Annotated in this window: 17 protein-coding genes and 1 pseudogene; 8 read left to right on the top strand and 10 right to left on the bottom strand. The window is 44.9% G+C overall.

Annotated elements, in window-relative coordinates:
• Positions 1-47 precede the first annotated feature (47 nt).
• The 5 genes from ACLGGO_RS11460 (at position 48) to ACLGGO_RS11440 (ending at position 3,197) form a co-directional block, all read left to right on the top strand.
• Positions 48-365 carry a hypothetical protein gene (locus tag ACLGGO_RS11460; RefSeq protein ID WP_446419410.1) on the top strand — a complete coding sequence of 106 codons (318 nt, stop codon included), beginning with the start codon at positions 48-50 and terminating at the stop codon, positions 363-365.
• Between the two features lie 8 nt (positions 366-373).
• The gene (locus ACLGGO_RS11455) at positions 374-502 is read left to right on the top strand and encodes a DUF6760 family protein (RefSeq protein ID WP_446419409.1); all 129 of its coding nucleotides are present in this window, start codon (positions 374-376) and stop codon (positions 500-502) included.
• A 47-nt stretch (positions 503-549) separates the two neighbouring features.
• The gene (locus tag ACLGGO_RS11450; RefSeq protein ID WP_446419408.1) at positions 550-1,578 is read left to right on the top strand and encodes a fused MFS/spermidine synthase; all 1,029 of its coding nucleotides are present in this window, start codon (positions 550-552) and stop codon (positions 1,576-1,578) included.
• Positions 1,575-2,912, top strand: a complete 1,338-nt coding sequence (locus tag ACLGGO_RS11445) for a DUF4255 domain-containing protein (protein WP_446419407.1) — start codon at positions 1,575-1,577, stop codon at positions 2,910-2,912. Before ACLGGO_RS11450 ends, ACLGGO_RS11445 begins: the two co-directional genes overlap by 4 nt.
• Before the next feature lie 63 nt (positions 2,913-2,975).
• Positions 2,976-3,197, top strand: a complete 222-nt coding sequence (locus tag ACLGGO_RS11440) for a hypothetical protein (protein WP_446419406.1) — start codon at positions 2,976-2,978, stop codon at positions 3,195-3,197.
• A gap of 66 nt (positions 3,198-3,263) precedes the next feature.
• Here the strand turns inward: ACLGGO_RS11440 and ACLGGO_RS11435 are convergent.
• Positions 3,264-3,455: pseudogene (locus ACLGGO_RS11435) on the bottom strand (Uma2 family endonuclease); the annotation flags it as partial.
• Between the two features lie 722 nt (positions 3,456-4,177).
• Here ACLGGO_RS11435 and ACLGGO_RS11430 point away from each other — a divergent pair.
• Both ACLGGO_RS11430 and ACLGGO_RS11425 read left to right on the top strand, forming a co-directional pair.
• Positions 4,178-4,435 carry an Asr1405/Asl0597 family protein gene (locus ACLGGO_RS11430; RefSeq protein ID WP_446334684.1) on the top strand — a complete coding sequence of 86 codons (258 nt, stop codon included), beginning with the start codon at positions 4,178-4,180 and terminating at the stop codon, positions 4,433-4,435.
• Between the two features lie 230 nt (positions 4,436-4,665).
• Complete coding sequence (locus ACLGGO_RS11425; RefSeq protein ID WP_446419405.1) at positions 4,666-5,787, top strand: ABC transporter ATP-binding protein; 1,122 nt, start codon at positions 4,666-4,668, stop codon at positions 5,785-5,787.
• Positions 5,788-5,822: 35 nt separating this feature from the next.
• Here the strand turns inward: ACLGGO_RS11425 and ACLGGO_RS11420 are convergent, their stop codons facing one another.
• From ACLGGO_RS11420 to ACLGGO_RS11380, 9 genes are all read right to left on the bottom strand, one after another.
• On the bottom strand, positions 5,823-7,268 hold the full coding sequence (locus ACLGGO_RS11420) for a potassium channel family protein (protein WP_446419404.1): 1,446 nt from the start codon (positions 7,266-7,268) through the stop codon (positions 5,823-5,825).
• A gap of 313 nt (positions 7,269-7,581) precedes the next feature.
• A complete protein-coding gene (locus tag ACLGGO_RS11415; protein WP_446419403.1) occupies positions 7,582-8,664 on the bottom strand; it encodes a class I fructose-bisphosphate aldolase in 1,083 nt (360 codons plus the stop codon).
• Between the two features lie 964 nt (positions 8,665-9,628).
• Positions 9,629-10,678, bottom strand: coding sequence for a M42 family metallopeptidase (locus ACLGGO_RS11410; RefSeq protein WP_446419402.1), 1,050 nt, complete (start codon positions 10,676-10,678; stop codon positions 9,629-9,631).
• Between the two features lie 471 nt (positions 10,679-11,149).
• Positions 11,150-11,884, bottom strand: a complete 735-nt coding sequence (locus tag ACLGGO_RS11405; RefSeq protein WP_446419401.1) for a LemA family protein — start codon at positions 11,882-11,884, stop codon at positions 11,150-11,152.
• A gap of 35 nt (positions 11,885-11,919) precedes the next feature.
• On the bottom strand, positions 11,920-13,278 hold the full coding sequence (locus ACLGGO_RS11400; RefSeq protein ID WP_446419400.1) for a TPM domain-containing protein: 1,359 nt from the start codon (positions 13,276-13,278) through the stop codon (positions 11,920-11,922).
• A gap of 265 nt (positions 13,279-13,543) precedes the next feature.
• Complete coding sequence (locus tag ACLGGO_RS11395) at positions 13,544-14,083, bottom strand: hypothetical protein (RefSeq protein ID WP_446419399.1); 540 nt, start codon at positions 14,081-14,083, stop codon at positions 13,544-13,546.
• A gap of 311 nt (positions 14,084-14,394) precedes the next feature.
• Positions 14,395-14,940, bottom strand: a complete 546-nt coding sequence (locus ACLGGO_RS11390) for a hypothetical protein (protein WP_446419398.1) — start codon at positions 14,938-14,940, stop codon at positions 14,395-14,397.
• Positions 14,941-15,060: 120 nt separating this feature from the next.
• Positions 15,061-15,909 carry a TPM domain-containing protein gene (locus ACLGGO_RS11385; protein WP_446419397.1) on the bottom strand — a complete coding sequence of 283 codons (849 nt, stop codon included), beginning with the start codon at positions 15,907-15,909 and terminating at the stop codon, positions 15,061-15,063.
• 42 nt (positions 15,910-15,951) lie between these two features.
• On the bottom strand, positions 15,952-16,236 hold the full coding sequence (locus tag ACLGGO_RS11380) for a DUF6812 domain-containing protein (RefSeq protein WP_446349945.1): 285 nt from the start codon (positions 16,234-16,236) through the stop codon (positions 15,952-15,954).
• 526 nt (positions 16,237-16,762) lie between these two features.
• Between ACLGGO_RS11380 and ACLGGO_RS11375 the strand changes: the two genes are divergently transcribed.
• Positions 16,763-17,638, top strand: a complete 876-nt coding sequence (locus ACLGGO_RS11375; RefSeq protein ID WP_446419396.1) for a tRNA (5-methylaminomethyl-2-thiouridine)(34)-methyltransferase MnmD — start codon at positions 16,763-16,765, stop codon at positions 17,636-17,638.
• Positions 17,639-17,665: the final 27 nt, after the last annotated feature.

The following is a 17,665-nucleotide window of genomic DNA, read 5'->3' as shown; positions in this document are numbered from 1 at the left end:
ACTAAAAAGACGAAGGATAAAGGACAAAAGACATAAGACCAATAATTATGGACTATACCTATTTTGAATTTACTCTACCCAAAGGTTTAGTTGATGAAAATGGTGGTATTCATCACCATGGGATAATGCGCCTAGTTACAGGCAAAGATGAGATTTTAGTTAACAAAGATAGCCGGGTTCAGCAAGAACCCTATTACCGAATTTTGGTCATTTTGTCTAGAGTCATCACCCGTCTCGGTAACCTTTCTCCGGTTACACCAAAACTACTAGAACAACTTTTCCTAGTAGACTTGATCTACGTACAGAACTTTTTAAATCGCATTAATCAGCATGAGGAGGGATTGGCGCGATCGGGGGAATTTTAGGCTACCCTTTGGAGAGTTTATACCAAGAGGTAGCCTTAATTGCTTTTTACTTTCACTGGTCATTAGACGATATTCTAAACCTAGAACATGAAGAACGGCTGCGCTGGGTTACAGAAATCCGCCGATTTACAAGATGAATGATGCATCATAAATTATGAATGTCCTGTTCCCAGTTTCTTGACAAATGACAAATGACAAACGACTAGATTGGCTACAAGCTCAACCCGACGGATGTTTACTTTTGGCGCCATCCGGGGTTCACTTTGTCATGGTAGAAAAAAGCAAATCTGTGATCCGAGTTGCCCTGATTGACCGGGATTATTTAACCTCAGACTTGGTGCAATCTCAGCTTGATTTCAATGAGCCGCTTAACTTAATCTCTCCTTACAGCCAAGCCATGCTGTTAAGTTTAGTTTGGCAACCTGAACCGAAACGAGTCTATTGCGCTGGATTTGGCGGAGGTCGAATTCCTTCGGTTTTACATCATTACTTTCCCCACGTTCAAATTGAATGTACGGAAATTGAACCCCTTTTTATTGAGATAGCTACGGAATTTTTTGGTGTACCTTTTGATGAACGTCTCAAGGTTACCCTGCAAGATGGACGAGACTATCTCGCGAAGCAGGAACCTGATGTTTGTTACGATATAATTTTCACCGACGCCATTATCGGTAACGGTTACACGCCCTATCGCTTAGCCACTCAGGAATTTTATCAACTCTGCCAAAATCACCTGTCAGAGAATGGAGTTTTGGCGGTTAATCTGTTTCAACGAGAACGGTTTTATGCCGACAAAGTGAAGACGATTCAGGCAGTATTTGCCCAGGTTTATCTCTTTCCCTTAGAGGGGGGGAATACCGTTGTACTGGCGACGAATAGTCCGCCACTGAATTCGCCGGAAATCCTAGAACGAATCCAAGTGTTGCAAAATGACCATCAATTTGCCTTCCTCTTGTCAGAAACCGCTGTTCAGGTAAAAATAGGGTCACGGTTGATTGAGTGTATCCCTCAGTTAGACCGAGCTAAAGTTCTTGTAGATGCTGAGCCACCAGTCGGTTATTTTGATGATCTACCTTCATTCAATCCCTTATTTGCTCAAGGTATTAGCGATCGCCCCTGTCCCTGTGGATCAGGTCAGTTACTTCAAGAATGCCATAGCAGGTTAAATGCCAACTGTCAACCATCAACCGTGGAAACGTCTGAGTCATCATGAGTAACCATCTAGCCATTGCTACCGTCACCGCAACATTACAACGAATCGTACAGACGGCGATTCAGGACGATATTAATGGGGCAACAGTAACCACACTACGACCCAATGAAGTGGGAACAGCGACTCCCCAAGTTGGTGTGAATGTCTTTCTATACCAGGTTCAGATTAACCATACTTGGCGTCAACAGGCTGAAGTCCAAGCCCGTAGTCGGATGAATCCAGCTGCCAAGCGATCGCAAACTGCCCTAGACTTACACTACATGATTAGTTTCTACGGCAATGACGCCGACTTACAACCCCAACGGTTGATGGGTAGTGTGATGCGTGGACTCAATGACTGGCGTACCCTAAAACAAGAGAAGATTCAGCAGACTCTCAACGATTCTACCTATCGCTATTTATTAGAGTCTGACTTACCGGATCAAATCCAAGAAATCTCCCTGTGGCCCCTTGATCTTTCCTTAGAAGACTTATCCAAAGCCTGGTCAGCTTTTTTTCAAACCACTTATCTGCTATCGGTGGCGTATCGGGCTAGGGTGATTATGCTCGAAGGGCAAGAAGCAGGTAAGAGACCTCTGCCGGTACGCGCTCGTTCCTTGGATGGGATTGTTCCCTTTACCAATCAGCCTAAGATTGATCGGATAATTCCCCAAGATGGACGATTAGAACCCATTCTCGCAGATAGTACTGTCTTAATTCAAGGGAACCACTTAAAAAGCGATATTACCCAAGTCTGGATTGGGGAAACCGAAGTCATCCCCAGCGAAATCACCGAAACCCAAATTACATTACCCCTTTCCTCCATACCACCTGAGTCTTTACAGGCGGGGATGCATAGTCTCCAGGTGGTGCATCGTCTTGCCAAAGTGATGCCACCCACCTCGAATAATGGGATGAGTCAGGCAAGTGGTAATGGGGGTCAGATGCAAACTGTTAATCAGCCCCAAACCTTTGTCTCCAGTATTCAGTCGAATGTATCCCCCTTGGTAATTCGTCCCACGGTTACCAAAACTACGGTATCCAAAAAAGAGATTGATGATGAAGACCTACGGTCTGCGGAAGTACGGGTACGATCCAATTTAACTATAGGTAAAAAGCAGCGTGTCCTGCTAGCCCTCAATGAAATTGACACGAATCAACCCGCTGCTTATCTATTTGAAGCTTCTCCTCGTCAGACCGATGTAATTTGGGTTTCTTTCCCCGTTGAACGGATGAAAGGAGGACGCTATTTAGTCCGCTTGTTGGTTGACGGTGCAGAAAGTCAGCTAATCGTGGATACTGAACCGGATAGTCCAACGTTTAATCAGTATGTGGGTCCTCGGATATCGATTTAAAAGATTCATTGTTGATTGGTTCTGACCGTATAGAGTTGGTTATCCTTTATCCTTGAGAACACGATGAACGAAGATATTATCAGACAAAAACTTAATCAAGAGTTAGAGGGGATTAGTATTAACAAGTTGACACAATTGGGAAATCAAGCGGTTCAGCTAGGGCTAATTGCGGGTCATGGTTATCACAAAGGTAAATATGAAATTCTGCGTCAAGGTAAGGCGTTAATGATGTCGCCTGATGAAGCTCAAACTTATTTGGAAAAGCTTATTCAAGACGTGACATGAAGGTTTGTAGTAGGCACTTTAGTGCCATAAGCGAGGCAAATTTTGACGACAAACTCTCCTATATTCCTATTCTAATAACCAGCCAAATAGATCACCTAACGTGAGTTTAAATTCACGGGCAAAAGCTGGAACCGGAAGCAACTCCTGGGGTTGGTCAAACACTTGGGGTTGTTGCTGCGGTAAATAGACAAATACCGTCTGTTCATCTGGATCAATCAGCCAACCCATTTGGTTTTTATGCTGAAGACTCCGCAGAATTTTTAACCGATAGATTTAGTTGAAGAGTTGGGGTAGTAAAATATACTCGTTATCAGATATTTGAAGAACTAAGTACGGAATACCCACAAATTTTACTTAAATCAGGTAAGCCCACATTCCCATTTAAGACCGAAGTCTAAACAAGAATGTGAGCTTACCCTGTCAGGGCTTCACGGGTTCATTGATCTGCCTTTATATAGGGTTTTTTCAGGCAGGGTGCTTTCGCTTTCTCTATTGTGCAGCCGAACCTCAGCCAATTGGGTATAGTTTTGATGAAATCTAATCGGATAAATATTAAATTTCTGTGAAATTTGCTCCTACAGGTCGCTTTTGACACAGTTAAAGTACTCGAATCGATTTTACGGTTAAATCGGACACCATCCTTTGCGCCCCTACAGTTTCCGGGCGTAAGCGTCATCTATCTTGCTTAGGTGTGCCACGCCATCTTGCTTAGGTGTAACCACGCCACCTGTTCGTTGTCGATTAGGGCTAAATTCTATCGCAATGAACAATGTAGCTTGCTTGGAGGAGGAGGATTACTATACCGCCATCATTGTCTTTTAGCCAATCAATTGAGAAAGATTAGCATTTGGTTCCCGTCTCGCTTAAACTAAGATACGGGAGTGAAATCTGGCTAAAACTCCCTCTCATAGCAGTTCTCATGAAAAATTTAATGTCTGGCAACAGATATTAATGATAATATATTGCATTTTGAGCGAAAAATGAATTCCTGGAGTTTTCAACCCAAAACTGGTCAAGTGATTGAAATTAATCAAGCCGCTCGGTGGCAAGTTTACCGCCGTTTACAGGAACTCTCGATTACAAGTCACTGCGGGATGAACCAGCCACTCACGGCTGAGATTCATGATCCGGTGACGGCGATTCAACTGTGGAGTGTGGTCAGACAGCTAACCGTACCACGCCGAGATCTAGCCTCTTGGCTGGAGGACTGCTGGCGGCTTCCTAGCCGTAAAAAGTAGGGAGATGGGGAGATGGGGAGATGAGAAAAGGGGGAGCAGGGGGAGCAGGGGGAGCAGGGGAAGCAGGGGGATGTAAGAAACGATAGTAGTGAAAAGAATCCCTATACAAATCGCTCAGGGCGGGTTTAGTCACATCTTTTGTGAGGTCAAAAACGATAGTAGTGAAACCCGCCCCTACACAAGCGCCGTGCCCTATGGGCGAAGTGAAGGGTCAAAACTCAAACACTCTTATGGAACAAGCAGCAATTCTACATTTAGAGGACATTACCAAGCACTATGATCAACATACAACTCCAGCCGTTGATCGTGTGACACTAACTTTGTGTCAAGGTGATTTACTGGGGTTATTGGGTCCGTCTGGCTGTGGCAAAACGACTCTACTGCGGATAGTAGCAGGGTTTGAGCGTCCTCAGTCGGGACTAGTCGTCTTGGCTGGACGTCCGGTTGCGGGTTCGGGGTATTGGATACCCCCAGAACAGCGGAACACGGGTATGGTGTTTCAAGACTACGCCTTGTTCCCTCACCTGAATGTGGCGGAGAATGTAGGCTTTGGCTTGAAAAACCGCCGCAGTGGGATGAGTCGGACATCCATCAAGAAAAATACGGCTGACGCGATCGCACTGGTAGGATTATCAGGATTAGAGAAACGCTACCCCCACGAACTATCGGGAGGACAACAGCAGCGAGTCGCCCTCGCCCGGGCGTTAGCACCGCGTCCCAGTTTAATCTTGTTAGATGAACCTCTGAGTAATCTGGATGTACAAGTGCGTCTGCGGTTGCGCCAAGACGTGCGATCAATCCTCAAAGAGATTGGCACATCAGCAATTTTTGTCACCCACGACAGAGAAGAAGCCCTATCCATCTGTGATCAAGTAGGAGTCATGCAGGCTGGATGTCTAGAACAGTTGGGAACCCCCGAAAAAATTTATACCAATCCAGCCTCTCGTTTTGTCGCCGAATTCGTCACCCAAGCCAATTTCTTACCCGCCCGTCGTCGGGGACAGTTATGGGAAACTGAGGTGGGTTCGTTTGAAATCGGGAATGGAGAATGTCACGATAACACCCAATTCCCCAATGACGCCATTCCTGATTGTGGGGAATTAATGCTGCTCGAAGAAAACGTGATTCTCAAACCCGATAATGATGCACCCGTCTTGATTCGCGATCGCCATTTTCTAGGGAGGGAGTATCGGTATCGTCTACAAACCCCCTCTGGTAAGGAACTCCATGCTCGCACCGCCCTAAATACACCATTACCTGTAGGAACTCGAGTTAGGCTATCAGTTGCCCATTCATCAATGCAAATCTTTCCCCCTGTCTCTACGCCTGCTCCTATTCCAGCCCGATGTTGATTAGTAGTAGGGGTTTGGTTACCAAACCTAGGGGTTTAGGGGTTTGGTAACCAAACCCCTACTTTCTCAATTTGGGGTTGATGGCGAGCAATCACAATCAAGCAATCGCCAGATATTAGTTGCTCATCTTTGGGTGGATTAACCAGAGTCTCTCGACGCCCGCCAGTTTGCCGTTCCACAGCGACTAAAATACTATCTAGCTCCTCTTTTAGCCATTGAGCGGCATTCCAAAATGAAATACCATTCCATTGCTGGGGTAGGGAAATTTTATAGATTTGGTTCCCCATCTGCACGGTGAGCAATTCCGCTAACATATCCACAGAACCCCAATTTCGGACTGAGGTAGCCATTAAATGACTCGCCAATTCATCAGCGACAATCACATCTTCCACCCCCGCTACTCGCAGTTGTACATTATTTTTGCCATCAAGAAGTTGAGCGCAGGTATAGATACCTGGATGGAGCTTTTCAATGGTTAATGCGGCTAAAACTGTCCGTGCATCCCGATCCTGATCGCTGCGAGGATGGGTTGCATCCGCCAACAAAATAGCGCGTGAGGTATGATAAATTCCTACCGCTTCGAGTACATCGATTGTTGTGTAATCCCCCGTATAGAAATAAATTTGGGAATGATTAACATGTTTGAGTTCTCGTTCCGGTGTTTGGATAAATTCAGCAACCACTACAATCGGATGGTGTTTTAAAATCGGATCAGCTTGTAGTTGCTCAATCAGGAGATGTCCACTGCGATTCCAGCCACAGATAACAATATGATCTCGTAGTTCGTCCAATTCCCAATGTTTGATTTCCATCACTGTTCTCAATCGTTGTACCATGACGGCGGAAACGACGCCCGTAAACATGGCAAACATCGTCAAGCCACCCAGAATTACCATGAGTGTAACCAATCGTCCCGCATCGGTTTGGGGTTCGCCGCCGATGGGTTCTCCGGATACAAGGGTAAAAAAGCTCCACCAGAGGGAATCCTTCACAGAGGCGAAATCAGGATTGTTAAAACCTTCTAGCAAGTGAATCGCGATCGCGCCGACTAAAATAATTAACCCGACAACCAGCAATACGCCAATCTGGACACCAATACTCGTGGCTAAGGTAGAGCCAAGACGGTTTAAATTCTGATTTAACAAGATTCCCACCCGCAATAGCCGTAAGAGGCGCAAAACCCGCAACAGGCGAAATGCTCGCAATAGGGGCAATACGGCAATAATGTCTAACCAATAGTGGCGGAAGAAACGGCGTTTTTTCTTAGCAGCAAAATAGCGGATTGTCAACTCGATAATAAAGATGCCGGTGAGTAGTTCTTGAGTCAGGTAGACGAGTTTATAAGGTTGATCTTTACTGTCAAGCGTGACTTCCGCAATCACGAGAATTACGGAAAGCAGAATGAGCAGGATCAGCGCCAGTTCAGTTTGGGGAGTGTGGATAAAGCGATCTAAACGGGCTTGTAAAGTTTTGTTGGGCATATTGAGGTATGAGAATCTATGTCAATCTAAATTCACCAGACATTTATTTATACTGACAGTAGCGCTTAAAAGGTCTTGTTCTATGGCGGTCAAAAACTCCCAAACCCATACAGCTCGCAAATCCCAGGCGATGTCCAACCTACCGCCCCTAGAAAATGGCGATCGCTTAACCTGAAAAGAATTTGAGCGACGCTATGAAGCGATGAGGTTCCCGTCCTCGTTTGTGTAGGGGCGGGTTTCACAATTATCGTGTCTTCTCTCACAACAGATGTAACTAAACCCGCCCCGACCAAGGTTTAAATGCAACTCAGGATTAAGCAATAGTCACATCACCAGACAAATAAACATCCTGAATCGTGTGGAACAGCTTAACGCCTTCCTCAAAAGGTCGCTGGAATGTCTTGCGTCCAGAAATCAATCCACAACCGCCAGCCCGTTTATTAATTACAGCAGTGCGAACAGCTTGGGCGAAATCATTTTTCCCTGATGAACCCCCAGAATTAATCAAACCTGCACGACCTGCATAGCAGTTGAGAACTTGATAACGAGTCAGATCAATGGGGTGATCAGTCGTGAGTTCAGAGTAGACCCGATCATCCGTTCTGCCATATTTCTCGCCTGTAGCTTTGGCAACCGCACCATAGCCATTGTTGCATTCGGGCTGTTTCTGCTTAATAATATCGGCTTCAATGGTAACGCCAAGATGATTAGCTTGACCCGTGAGATCAGCAGAAAGATGATAATCTTTATCTTGCTTAAAAACGCTATTGCGTAAATAGCACCACAGGATCGTTGCCATTCCCAACTCGTGGGCGCGGGCAAATGCTCGACTCACTTCCTCGATTTGGCGGCTCGATTCCTCGGACCCAAAGTAAATCGTAGCACCAACAGCTACGGCGCCTAAGTTCCAGGCTTGCTCGACACTGGCAAACATAAGCTGATCATATCGATTCGGATATGTCAGCATTTCATTGTGGTTCAGTTTAGCAATGAAGGGGATGCGGTGGGCATACTTGCGGGAAACCATGCCCAAAACCCCTAACGTCGTAGCAACAGCATTACAACCGCCTTCGAGGGCAAGTTTGATGATGTTTTCCGGGTCAAAATATACCGGGTTCGGAGCAAAAGACGCGGCGGCGGAATGTTCAATCCCTTGGTCTACCGGTAGGATAGATAGATAACCCGTATTGGCAAGGCGTCCGCTTGAATAGATCTGCTGAAGGCTACGCAACACTGGGGTAGGGCGATCGCTATCGGCAAAAATCCGTTCCACCCAGTCTGGACTGGGTAGATGTAACAGACGTTTATCCACTTTGGCGTTGTACGTCAACAGATTGTCTGCCTCTTCACCCAACCAGGACTCTATGGATTGAGGTGATCTTAAGGTAGCCGTCATATTATTTTCCTCTATTTTCCTCTAAGCGTTGGTCACTTATTTTTCAATTTTGGCAGTCTTTGGGGGCGATCTCTGTCCCCATAACGATAGAGTTTGGCTACGATGACACAACGCGCTAGTACCGCTTTTTGGAAATTCAAAATTCAAAATTCAAAACGCTTACATTGACAGCATTTCCCTCAAGCGCGAATGGTCGCTTTATTTATGCTGCGCTGTATTAGAGCACTGCTCCTGTAATCGAAACGGTACGCAGTAGAGACGCGACTCCTCTTATTTCTAGTCAAACCATAGAATCTTCGCTACTCATCCTCATGTTTTTTGACGTTTGACTAAAGGTGGGTTTTGTGGTTAGGTTATCAGTTATGAACTCTCCTGAGCGTATAAATCCGCCCCGACAATATTTTGAAGTGATTTTATCAGAAGGGGCTGAAAGAAATTAGTTGACGGCTTTGTGCATGGCGGCTTGATGGGATTTTTAGTTTATAATCCATTCCCAGAACTTCCGGCTTGCCACGTCTTTTCAAAAAACACTCAACTTGATCAGGAGTTTTGGGAAATAGTATTTTGACCTTCCAATAATTTTAGATAGGAGTAGGGTACAGATAGGGGCCACGTAATAGTGGCGACAACGAAACAAACTCCGCAGCTAAGTTTATCATCTTCCGATAACGTATTATCTTGTTGTAAACAAGTCATCCACTTACTTAACAAGCGCATAGCTACTACCAAGTAAATAGTAATTGAGCTACCTAGCATGATGTGCAACATAAGAAACTTGCCCCAAAGAATTTGTTGATTTTTCAGCCCTAACGGCTTTTTAAGTCCTTCGCTTTTTATCTAGTATACAGAAAACTTGCTTACAATAAGCCTATACTACCTATATTTACACAATCTTCACTCTTACAATTTTATCTTAACTGTATCTTAATAAATGGAGTCGTTTCCCGTCATCCTGTTGTGATAATCACTCAAACTGAGTCTGGCAGTACGTATCAAGCAAAGAAATGCAGTTAGCGATCGCGCCCAAATGAGCCACCTCATAGCCGTGGGTGTTTTGCGTCGGGAAACTCAAGCAGGCGGCGCGAGCAACATGACCAAATTTCATGGCAATAGACGCATCACTACCAAACCCACTAATCGTGGCAAGCTGTAAGGGAACACCAATCCCATTCGCCGCCTGTCGCAGTTCCCAGTTGAGCCCTTCATCGTAAATCCCGTAGCCATCCTGAGACAACAGCACGGGTGCTTCCCCATCTTCAATTGGGTATTCTGAGGAGAGAGGGCAGATTTCTAGGGCAATTAAGGCATCGAGAGAGTGATTTTGGCTGAAATACAACGCGCCAATTGCGCCAACTTCTTCCTTCGCCGACGCCACTAAATAAGTATCCACAACTGGAGTTTTTACCTGTTCTGCTAGACTCAAAAGAATCGCGACAGAGGCTTTGTTATCCAAGGTATAACTAGCAATGTAATCCTTGAGGCGTATGGGTCGCTTGCGGTGTTTACCCACAACCATGCGGGTTCCCGATCGCACCCCGGCGGCGACAAGTTCAGCTAAAGTACATTTAGTTTCCACCCAAACCTCTTCCCAACGCACTGGGGCGGTTTCCTGTTGCGCTTTTTGGGGAGATTCATGAGAAACATGACGTGACCCAAAGGACAGAATACCACTCAGGGTTTGATTATCACCTAATAAATCGACAACCCCTTCACCATAAACCCAAGGAAACGAGCCGCCGAGTTTGCGGACTTGCACCCGTCCCTGTTCGTCTATAGATTTAACAATACCGCCAATTTCATCTTTATGGGCGGTAATCGCAATTGAGCGCTCAGAGGTTTGACCCGGTATTTTAGCAATAATATTCCCGGCTCGATCCTGCCACGATTCAACGCCTAAACCATGCAATCGATTGATTAGCAGTTGATCAATTTCTCGTTCTGCACCACTAGGAGAATGGTGCAGCACTAACTCTTCAATCGTATTAAATAAGTAGTCGTAATTTGAGGACGGCATGAAGGCGATAAGTAGGTGAAAAAATTAAAGTTAACGGTGGGGAGCGTCATTCGTCATTCTTCATTTTTCTGATGCAAAGGTTTGAGGATTATCTACCTAACTTAATATAGACTGGCGATAAATCTGTAAATTTATTCAATCGAGTCAGAAAACACTTAAGTCAGTGATGGTCAGATCAAGTCAATTAACACCATAACATAACACAGTCATTTCATGTCGGCAAAGGAATAATGGATACTCCGACATTTACAGCAAGAGACGTTCCACCAGAACGTCTATACCATGACAACGATGGATGACCTACAGTTCAGTTTAAGTGTTAGGCTCGACAAGTTGCTCAGTAATCCCGTCTACAGCCCCATTGATATTGGGGAAAAATTCCCATCCCTGTAGGGGCGGGTTTAGGGATTAAGTTTTATACCCGTGTAATAATTGAACAGGCAAAACCCGCCCTATCCACCCATAATTTTTTTAAGGTTCAGTATTTTTCGCTTGGAAAAAGGGCTGCGTTTCAAACCCCAATCCATTTGCCAAAACCGAGTTAGGAAATTGCTGAATCGTTTGATTGTACCGTTGCACCGCCTGATTATAACGCATCCGTTCTACTGCAAGGCGATTTTCGGTTCCGGCTATTTCATACTGAAGGTTCGTAAATAATTGACCCGATTGTAACTGAGAATTATTGGCGGCATAGTCTTGAAAATGATTAATCGCGTCATTCACTTCTTCGACAGCCGCCACTTTTTGTTCTGGGGTATCCGCTTGTAAATAAGCCTGACGAGATTGCTGCAATAGAGACACAATTTCTTTTTCGTGTTCGGTGTAAGCTTGAGTTACTCGAACTAAATTAGGAATCAAATCAGCCCGCCGTTGAAGTTGATTTTCTACTTGCGCCCATTTAGCCTGAACCACAGAAGCATGGCGGGAAAATGAGTTATATGTCCAGATACTCCAAATTGCACTAACAGCCAGAATACTTGCACCAATTGTCGCTAGAATTTTGCGTTGTTTTTGACGCCGTTTTTGGCGCAATCGCACCTCTTGAATTGCCTGTTGAATAAACTCCGCTGGAATCTGAGCTTCTGAACCCGCTTGTATGAGTTCCGAGGCAGAGTAAGCTTGGCTGTTATTGGCATAATTTCGTGAGGCTATTTCTAGAACCTCTGGAACAATTTCTTCAGGTATTCCCCCGTTTAATTTATTCATGACTTGCTCCCATTTCAATCAACAATTTCATAAAATTACCAATCTCCACCTGCACCACCGCCGCCACTATCACCGCCACCAAAATCGCTACTACTGCTAGAACTGCTGTCACTTGAGCTGCTGTCACTTGAACTGCTGTGTGAACTGGAAGGCAAACTTGGGATAGTTTCTATCTTCTCTTTGTAATAATCACAACATTTGCAGTCATCGATAATGCGACGTTCACCCGTGCTATATTCAGTCGGAGATGTAATTGTTGTTTCACTGTGTTTCATTGTTAATTCTTGACATATTGGGCATTGTATGTAAGAACGAGAATCAACCACATAAGCCCGGATATGTATTAACCGCAACCGCATCTTCTGGCTACAGGGACGACATTCCCAACCTTCAAATTTCACGCTGCCTAAATTTCGAGCCACTTTTTCGGGTTTGGTGAGGAAAGAGGGAACCAAGCTTGGTCGCACTCTTTTCAATGGTAAACCGCAATCGCTACAACGCCAAGATGGTGGAACGTAATATTTTTTTGTTAATAAGATAGCAATTGGAAAGCCAATAATTACACTAAAAATTAACCAGCCAATTGCAACTTTCATACTAAAGACTTTAGGAGAAATGACGACCAGTAATAGTCCCAAAGACAACGTAGCCAAAACTATACCAATATAGGCGATTAGATAAGCTTTCTGCTTAGGATCACTGACACCATGGAGGCGCGATCGTCCCGTGGGTTTGAGCAAAATTGGAGCACTAATTTTCTTGAACTGGTGGTATTCAAACCATGACAACAAGATAGCACATATACTAATTAGTAAAATAACACCTCGCTGAGGCAGAGTTATAGTATCAACTGGGTACATAGCATGAGTACTGCCACTGTGCAAAACACTCACCAGCGCGTTTGTTCCTGCCAACACACCACCATCAAAATCGCCTTGTTTGAATCGGGGTGTAATCTGATTCTCAATGATGTTACCAACTTTAGCATCCGGTAAAATTGGTTCAATCCCATAACCGGTTTCAATTTCAACGCGACGATCGCCGACTGAAACCAAAAATAGTACACCATTATCTTCATTGGCTTTGCCAATTCCCCAGTGATTAAATAACTCTGTTGTAAACGCTTTGGGTGAAGCTGATGGGGCTGTTTCTGGCACAGTAACTACAGCAATTTCTGTACCGTTTTTTGATTCTAAGTCATTAATCATTTGATTAAGTTTAGTTTCTGTCGAATCACTGAGAATATTTGCCATATCCGTCACCCAAGTGCCATTGGATTGTTGCGGATTGGGAACATCATGTATATTTAACGCATGACTCACACAAGGGAATAGGAGAAGCGCTAGACAAAACAGATTTGCTAAAATTAGACGTTTAACTTTTATAACTTTCATAAGCATTTGTATCCAAAATTTGAAAAAATTAATTATTATGTGCTGGCTATTGGTTAAAAACTGGAGAGGTATCGAGTCCGGATGTTGATTCAAATGTCGATGTCGTTTTGTTCAGGTCGTAATGACAACAAATTTGAGCAGAGGGCGACCCAACTTAATTGAATGGAATAGAGTATTTAAGTAGTGCAAGCGGGTCGCCCCTACACTCTGGACTACAGGTATTTTGGGTTATTAAGAAGGGGGAATCTTGATCAAAATAGGCTACTTAGAAACCACCGCCAGCGCCACCACCGCCACTGTCACCGCCACTAAAACTACCACCACCGGAATCGCCGCCACCACTGTAGCCACCGCCACCGGAATCACCGCCCGTGTAACCGCCGCCTGTGTAACTACTACTTGAAGTTGAAGAACGACGACTCGAAGAACGACGACTCGAAGAACTGCCATTACTATTGGCGATTATAAAAATCACGACCGTTGGCACGCCTAATAGTAGGAGCAATGCCAGTAAACCTTCTCCAGAGGATTTATAGATCTTAGATTGGGACTCTAAAGACGTAGTATTACTAGCGACTCCAGTATTCGTTTGAGCAGTCGGCAAATCGGAATTAATCGGATTGATTTGGTTGTCGGTGTTTTCACTAACAATCGCTGCCATTTCTGTGGCAAAACCGCTATTCACTGGTTGCGACTTGGTAACGTTTTCAACTGTTAATGCTTGTGCCGCAATGGGTGAAAAAACTGTAAGACAAAATGGAACTGTCCAAAGCATCTGTTTTAGTTTAGGGGCAAAAGATTTCATGATTTCAATCTCCGAAAAAACTTGATGTTGATTGGGTTATGTGAGAACGCTGTAAATTCTTGAACCTGCGTCGTCTGTCTCTTACTCGCTATTGAGTCTTGGCTTTTATGCGAGAGGTTGATTGTTGTAATATTTCTTTACAACTTGATAGTGTTGATTGACTAACTTAAGGGTTGGTAGAAAATGATGCGATCGCTGATGGCGAAGACAGCGCCACTACAAACTGATGATGTTAGATGTAAGAGTTTGTAGTCAGCGCTTAACTTGCTTATGGCACGCTTTGGGCAACTACGAAGCGGTATTCATTCCGTTTAGAAACCACCGCCAGCACCGCCACCGCCACTGTCACCGCCGCCAAAGCCGCCACCACTAGAACTACCGCCACCACCGGAATCGCCGCCACCACTGTAGCCACTGTAGCCACTACTCGAAGAACGACCACTACTCGAAGAACGACCACTACTAGAACGACCACTACTAGAACTGTTATCGCTATTTAGGGCTAGAATCAGCACTCCAACAGGTACGCCCAATAGGATGAGTAGTGCCAGCAAAGCCTCGTTAGACGACTTATAAATACTGTCTTGTTGCTCAGGAGATGTAGTATTACTCGCGACGACAGGACTCGTTTCAGTAACCAAGGCTTTTGTTTCGTTGAATGTGCTTTCTTCAACGGTTAGGGCTTGGGCAGCCAGAGGGGAGAAAATGGTTAGACAAACTGGAACTGTCCAAATCATTTGTTTGAGTTGACGTGCCAAAGGTTTCATTGTTTTTATCTCCGATAAACTGTTGATATTGATGAGGTTATGGGGGAAAGCTGTAATTTTTTGAAGCTGAGTTGTCTGTTTCTTATTCACGGTTAACTCCTAGATTGTCTGCAAAAGGTCAATTTGAGGAATAATGTTTCACACATTTAGCCAGCATCTGTTATCGACTTGAGGCAGTCAAAACCTGTAATGATCCAAGCGAACATGAGATTAGAAACCACCGCCAGCACCACCACCACCACTGGAACCGCCGCCACTACTGCAACTACCGCCACTACTGCAACTACCGCCACTACTGGAACCAACACTGACACCGCCACCGGAAGAACGACGCTTGGAAGAAGAGTTCCTATTGCGATTCGCGGCGAACAGAACTATGATTCCCACAGGTACTCCTATAAATAGAAGTAATGATTGCAACGTCCCTCCAGAAAATGTTTCTTCACTAGATAGTTGAGATGAAGATACAGCCGTCGTACTGTTGGTCGTTTCTCTATTTGCTGATAACGTTTGGGTAGCATCGCTTGTAGTGGCTTCATCCCCTAAGTGAACAACCAATGCTTTGGTTCCGGCTAATGTCCCGGCGTCAAAGTTACCTTGCTTAAAAGGTGGAGTAATTTTAGTTTCGATAATCTGACCCACCTGGGCATCAGGTAAAATTGGTTCGATACCATATCCGGTTTCAATCTCGACGCGACGATCGCTTATGGAAATCAAAAACAGTACACCGTTGTCTTCATCAGCTTTGCCAATCCCCCAGTGATTGAACAACTCAGTTGTAAACGCTTTGGGTGATGGGGCGGGAGAGGTTTCAGGTACAGTCACCACTGCAATTTCTGTACCATTTTCAATTTCCAACTCGGAAATCATTTGATTGAGTTGGCGTTCCGTATCCTGACTGAGAATATCTGCCATATCTGTTACCCAAGTGCCATTTAGCTGTTGCGGATTAGGAACCTCTTCAACGGTTAAGGCGTGGGCGGAAAGCGGTGAGAGGACAGTGAGACAGAAGGGAACTGCCCAAATTGCCTGTTTGATTTTAGTAGTTATGCTTTTCATGATGTATTTCCTCTAAAGGTTGGAGTAAGTTTGCCATAGTCGTCAGGCTACACCTGCTGAGACAAAATCAGTTTCCCAAGTGTGAGATGAAATAGGTGACATCTCTGCCTCACATAAAAAGGCGATCGCAGGCTTGTTAATGCATAGAGAAGACATTTGCGTGAGCGGCTGTCCCGGTTGGTGGATTTCTACGTCCGTCAACACAATGAATTTTCGAGAATTATTGAGCATATCGGAGAGTCGAGAACGATAGCTATTTGGAAGGGCGGAAACTGCCATATCACCGAATATTTGAACGTTATTTAGCGTCAAAATTTGGACTCTCATCGAATTCTTCCTCAAATTTCATTGGTGTTGTTTTCTGACACCCTGACCGTGGATCGGCTTGTTCGTTTTACTCATTCTTGTGAGTTATTTATGTTATAGCCCCTTTAAGTGAGCCTTGTCAAGGGTCAAGTCTAGTAAAAGGCAGAAGGTAGGAGGAGCATTGGTGTAAACTTAAGCGCCAAAAGCAGAGAGAGCAGGGAGAGCAGGGTTGTAGGGGCGGGTTTTACAGATAATATTCTGTTGATTGTCGGATAAGCTAAAACGCATTGCTCTAGGGATCTACCGGAAAGTTGACACAGATAGGTAGAAGCAGGCAACAGGAAGTCATAAGCTGCTATGCAGCTAAATCCAATAATTTAGCTCCTGAAACCCTTTGATAGCTTAGATTGCCTTATCAAATTAAATGCGTTACAGCTTAGTACTCCGAATGTGAGAAATATGACTGATGTGAGATAGATCGGGAAGGGCGGCAGGTATGGAAGGAAGATAGAGAAGATAAAATCTTGAAATATCATTCAGACGAACCATGGCAAACATCCCCAGCTTTACCCCTCAACCCACAGCAGATGGCTCATTCACCTTCTTTTCTGAAGCGTTTGGTGAATATTTCCACAGTACTCAAGGCGCAAAAACGGAAGCGTTGTTAAAATTTGTGGAACCTTGTCACCTGAAACAAAAAGCCCAACAGCAGGTTGTGCGTTTGCTGGATGTCTGCTATGGCTTAGGCTACAATACAGCGGCGGCTCTAGAAACGATTTGGACGATTAACCCCAGATGTAGAGTTGAATTAGTCGCCCTGGAATTAGACCCGACTGTACCGCGAAGCGCGATCGCACATCATTTTCTCAGTGGCTGGAATCAGCCAATTCCCGAACTCTTAGAGCGTCTGGTGATAAAATCAGAAGTCAAAACGGATCAGCTTCAGGCGCAACTTTATTTAGGCGATGGCAGAAAAAGCATCCAGCAATTACGTCAGTCGAACTTCCCCGCCGATGCTATTTTTCTCGATCCCTTTTCTCCCCGTCGTTGTCCTCAATTATGGACGGTGGAATTTTTCCAACAATTAGCAGAGTGTTGCGCCAAGACAGGTAGACTGGCAACCTATTCCTGTGCAGCTGCTGTCCGAGGTGGTTTAATCACGGCTGGATTTAAGATTGGTTCGACACCCCCTGTGGGGGGACGACAACCGGGAACTGTGGCAAGTTTTGACGCTTCTACTCTACCCCCTCTCTCGGAGCGATCGCGTCAACATTTGCAAACCCGTGCGGCTATTCCCTATCGTGATCCTCAACTTGCGGATCAAGCGGCAATTATCCTCCAACGGCGGCAAATTGAGCAGCAAGCCTCTACTCTCGAACCCAGCTCTCACTGGCAAAAACGTTGGTCAGCCAAAGAGGGATGAGGGAGATGGAGGAGATGGGGGAGATGG

This window comes from Coleofasciculus sp., from assembly GCF_046565525.1.
Taxonomy (GTDB): Bacteria; Cyanobacteriota; Cyanobacteriia; order Cyanobacteriales; family Coleofasciculaceae; genus Coleofasciculus.
The sequence above is the reverse complement of the archived record's forward strand: the minus strand, read 5'-3'. Positions and strand labels throughout refer to the sequence as shown.

What these genes read in the sequence shown, in the direction of transcription:
- ACLGGO_RS11380 (WP_446349945.1), bottom strand. Translation starts at nt 16,236, where the DNA reads ATGAGAGTCCAAATTTTGACGCTAAATAACGTTCAAATATTCGGTGAT.
- ACLGGO_RS11445 (WP_446419407.1), top strand. Translation starts at nt 1,575, where the DNA reads ATGAGTAACCATCTAGCCATTGCTACCGTCACCGCAACATTACAACGA.
- ACLGGO_RS11460 (WP_446419410.1), top strand. Translation starts at nt 48, where the DNA reads ATGGACTATACCTATTTTGAATTTACTCTACCCAAAGGTTTAGTTGAT.
- ACLGGO_RS11415 (WP_446419403.1), bottom strand. Translation starts at nt 8,664, where the DNA reads ATGACGGCTACCTTAAGATCACCTCAATCCATAGAGTCCTGGTTGGGT.
- ACLGGO_RS11425 (WP_446419405.1), top strand. Translation starts at nt 4,666, where the DNA reads ATGGAACAAGCAGCAATTCTACATTTAGAGGACATTACCAAGCACTAT.
- ACLGGO_RS11450 (WP_446419408.1), top strand. Translation starts at nt 550, where the DNA reads ATGACAAATGACAAACGACTAGATTGGCTACAAGCTCAACCCGACGGA.
- ACLGGO_RS11440 (WP_446419406.1), top strand. Translation starts at nt 2,976, where the DNA reads ATGAACGAAGATATTATCAGACAAAAACTTAATCAAGAGTTAGAGGGG.
- ACLGGO_RS11400 (WP_446419400.1), bottom strand. Translation starts at nt 13,278, where the DNA reads ATGAAAGTTATAAAAGTTAAACGTCTAATTTTAGCAAATCTGTTTTGT.
- ACLGGO_RS11375 (WP_446419396.1), top strand. Translation starts at nt 16,763, where the DNA reads ATGGCAAACATCCCCAGCTTTACCCCTCAACCCACAGCAGATGGCTCA.
- ACLGGO_RS11430 (WP_446334684.1), top strand. Translation starts at nt 4,178, where the DNA reads ATGAATTCCTGGAGTTTTCAACCCAAAACTGGTCAAGTGATTGAAATT.
- ACLGGO_RS11420 (WP_446419404.1), bottom strand. Translation starts at nt 7,268, where the DNA reads ATGCCCAACAAAACTTTACAAGCCCGTTTAGATCGCTTTATCCACACT.
- ACLGGO_RS11405 (WP_446419401.1), bottom strand. Translation starts at nt 11,884, where the DNA reads ATGAATAAATTAAACGGGGGAATACCTGAAGAAATTGTTCCAGAGGTT.
- ACLGGO_RS11410 (WP_446419402.1), bottom strand. Translation starts at nt 10,678, where the DNA reads ATGCCGTCCTCAAATTACGACTACTTATTTAATACGATTGAAGAGTTA.
- ACLGGO_RS11385 (WP_446419397.1), bottom strand. Translation starts at nt 15,909, where the DNA reads ATGAAAAGCATAACTACTAAAATCAAACAGGCAATTTGGGCAGTTCCC.
- ACLGGO_RS11395 (WP_446419399.1), bottom strand. Translation starts at nt 14,083, where the DNA reads ATGAAATCTTTTGCCCCTAAACTAAAACAGATGCTTTGGACAGTTCCA.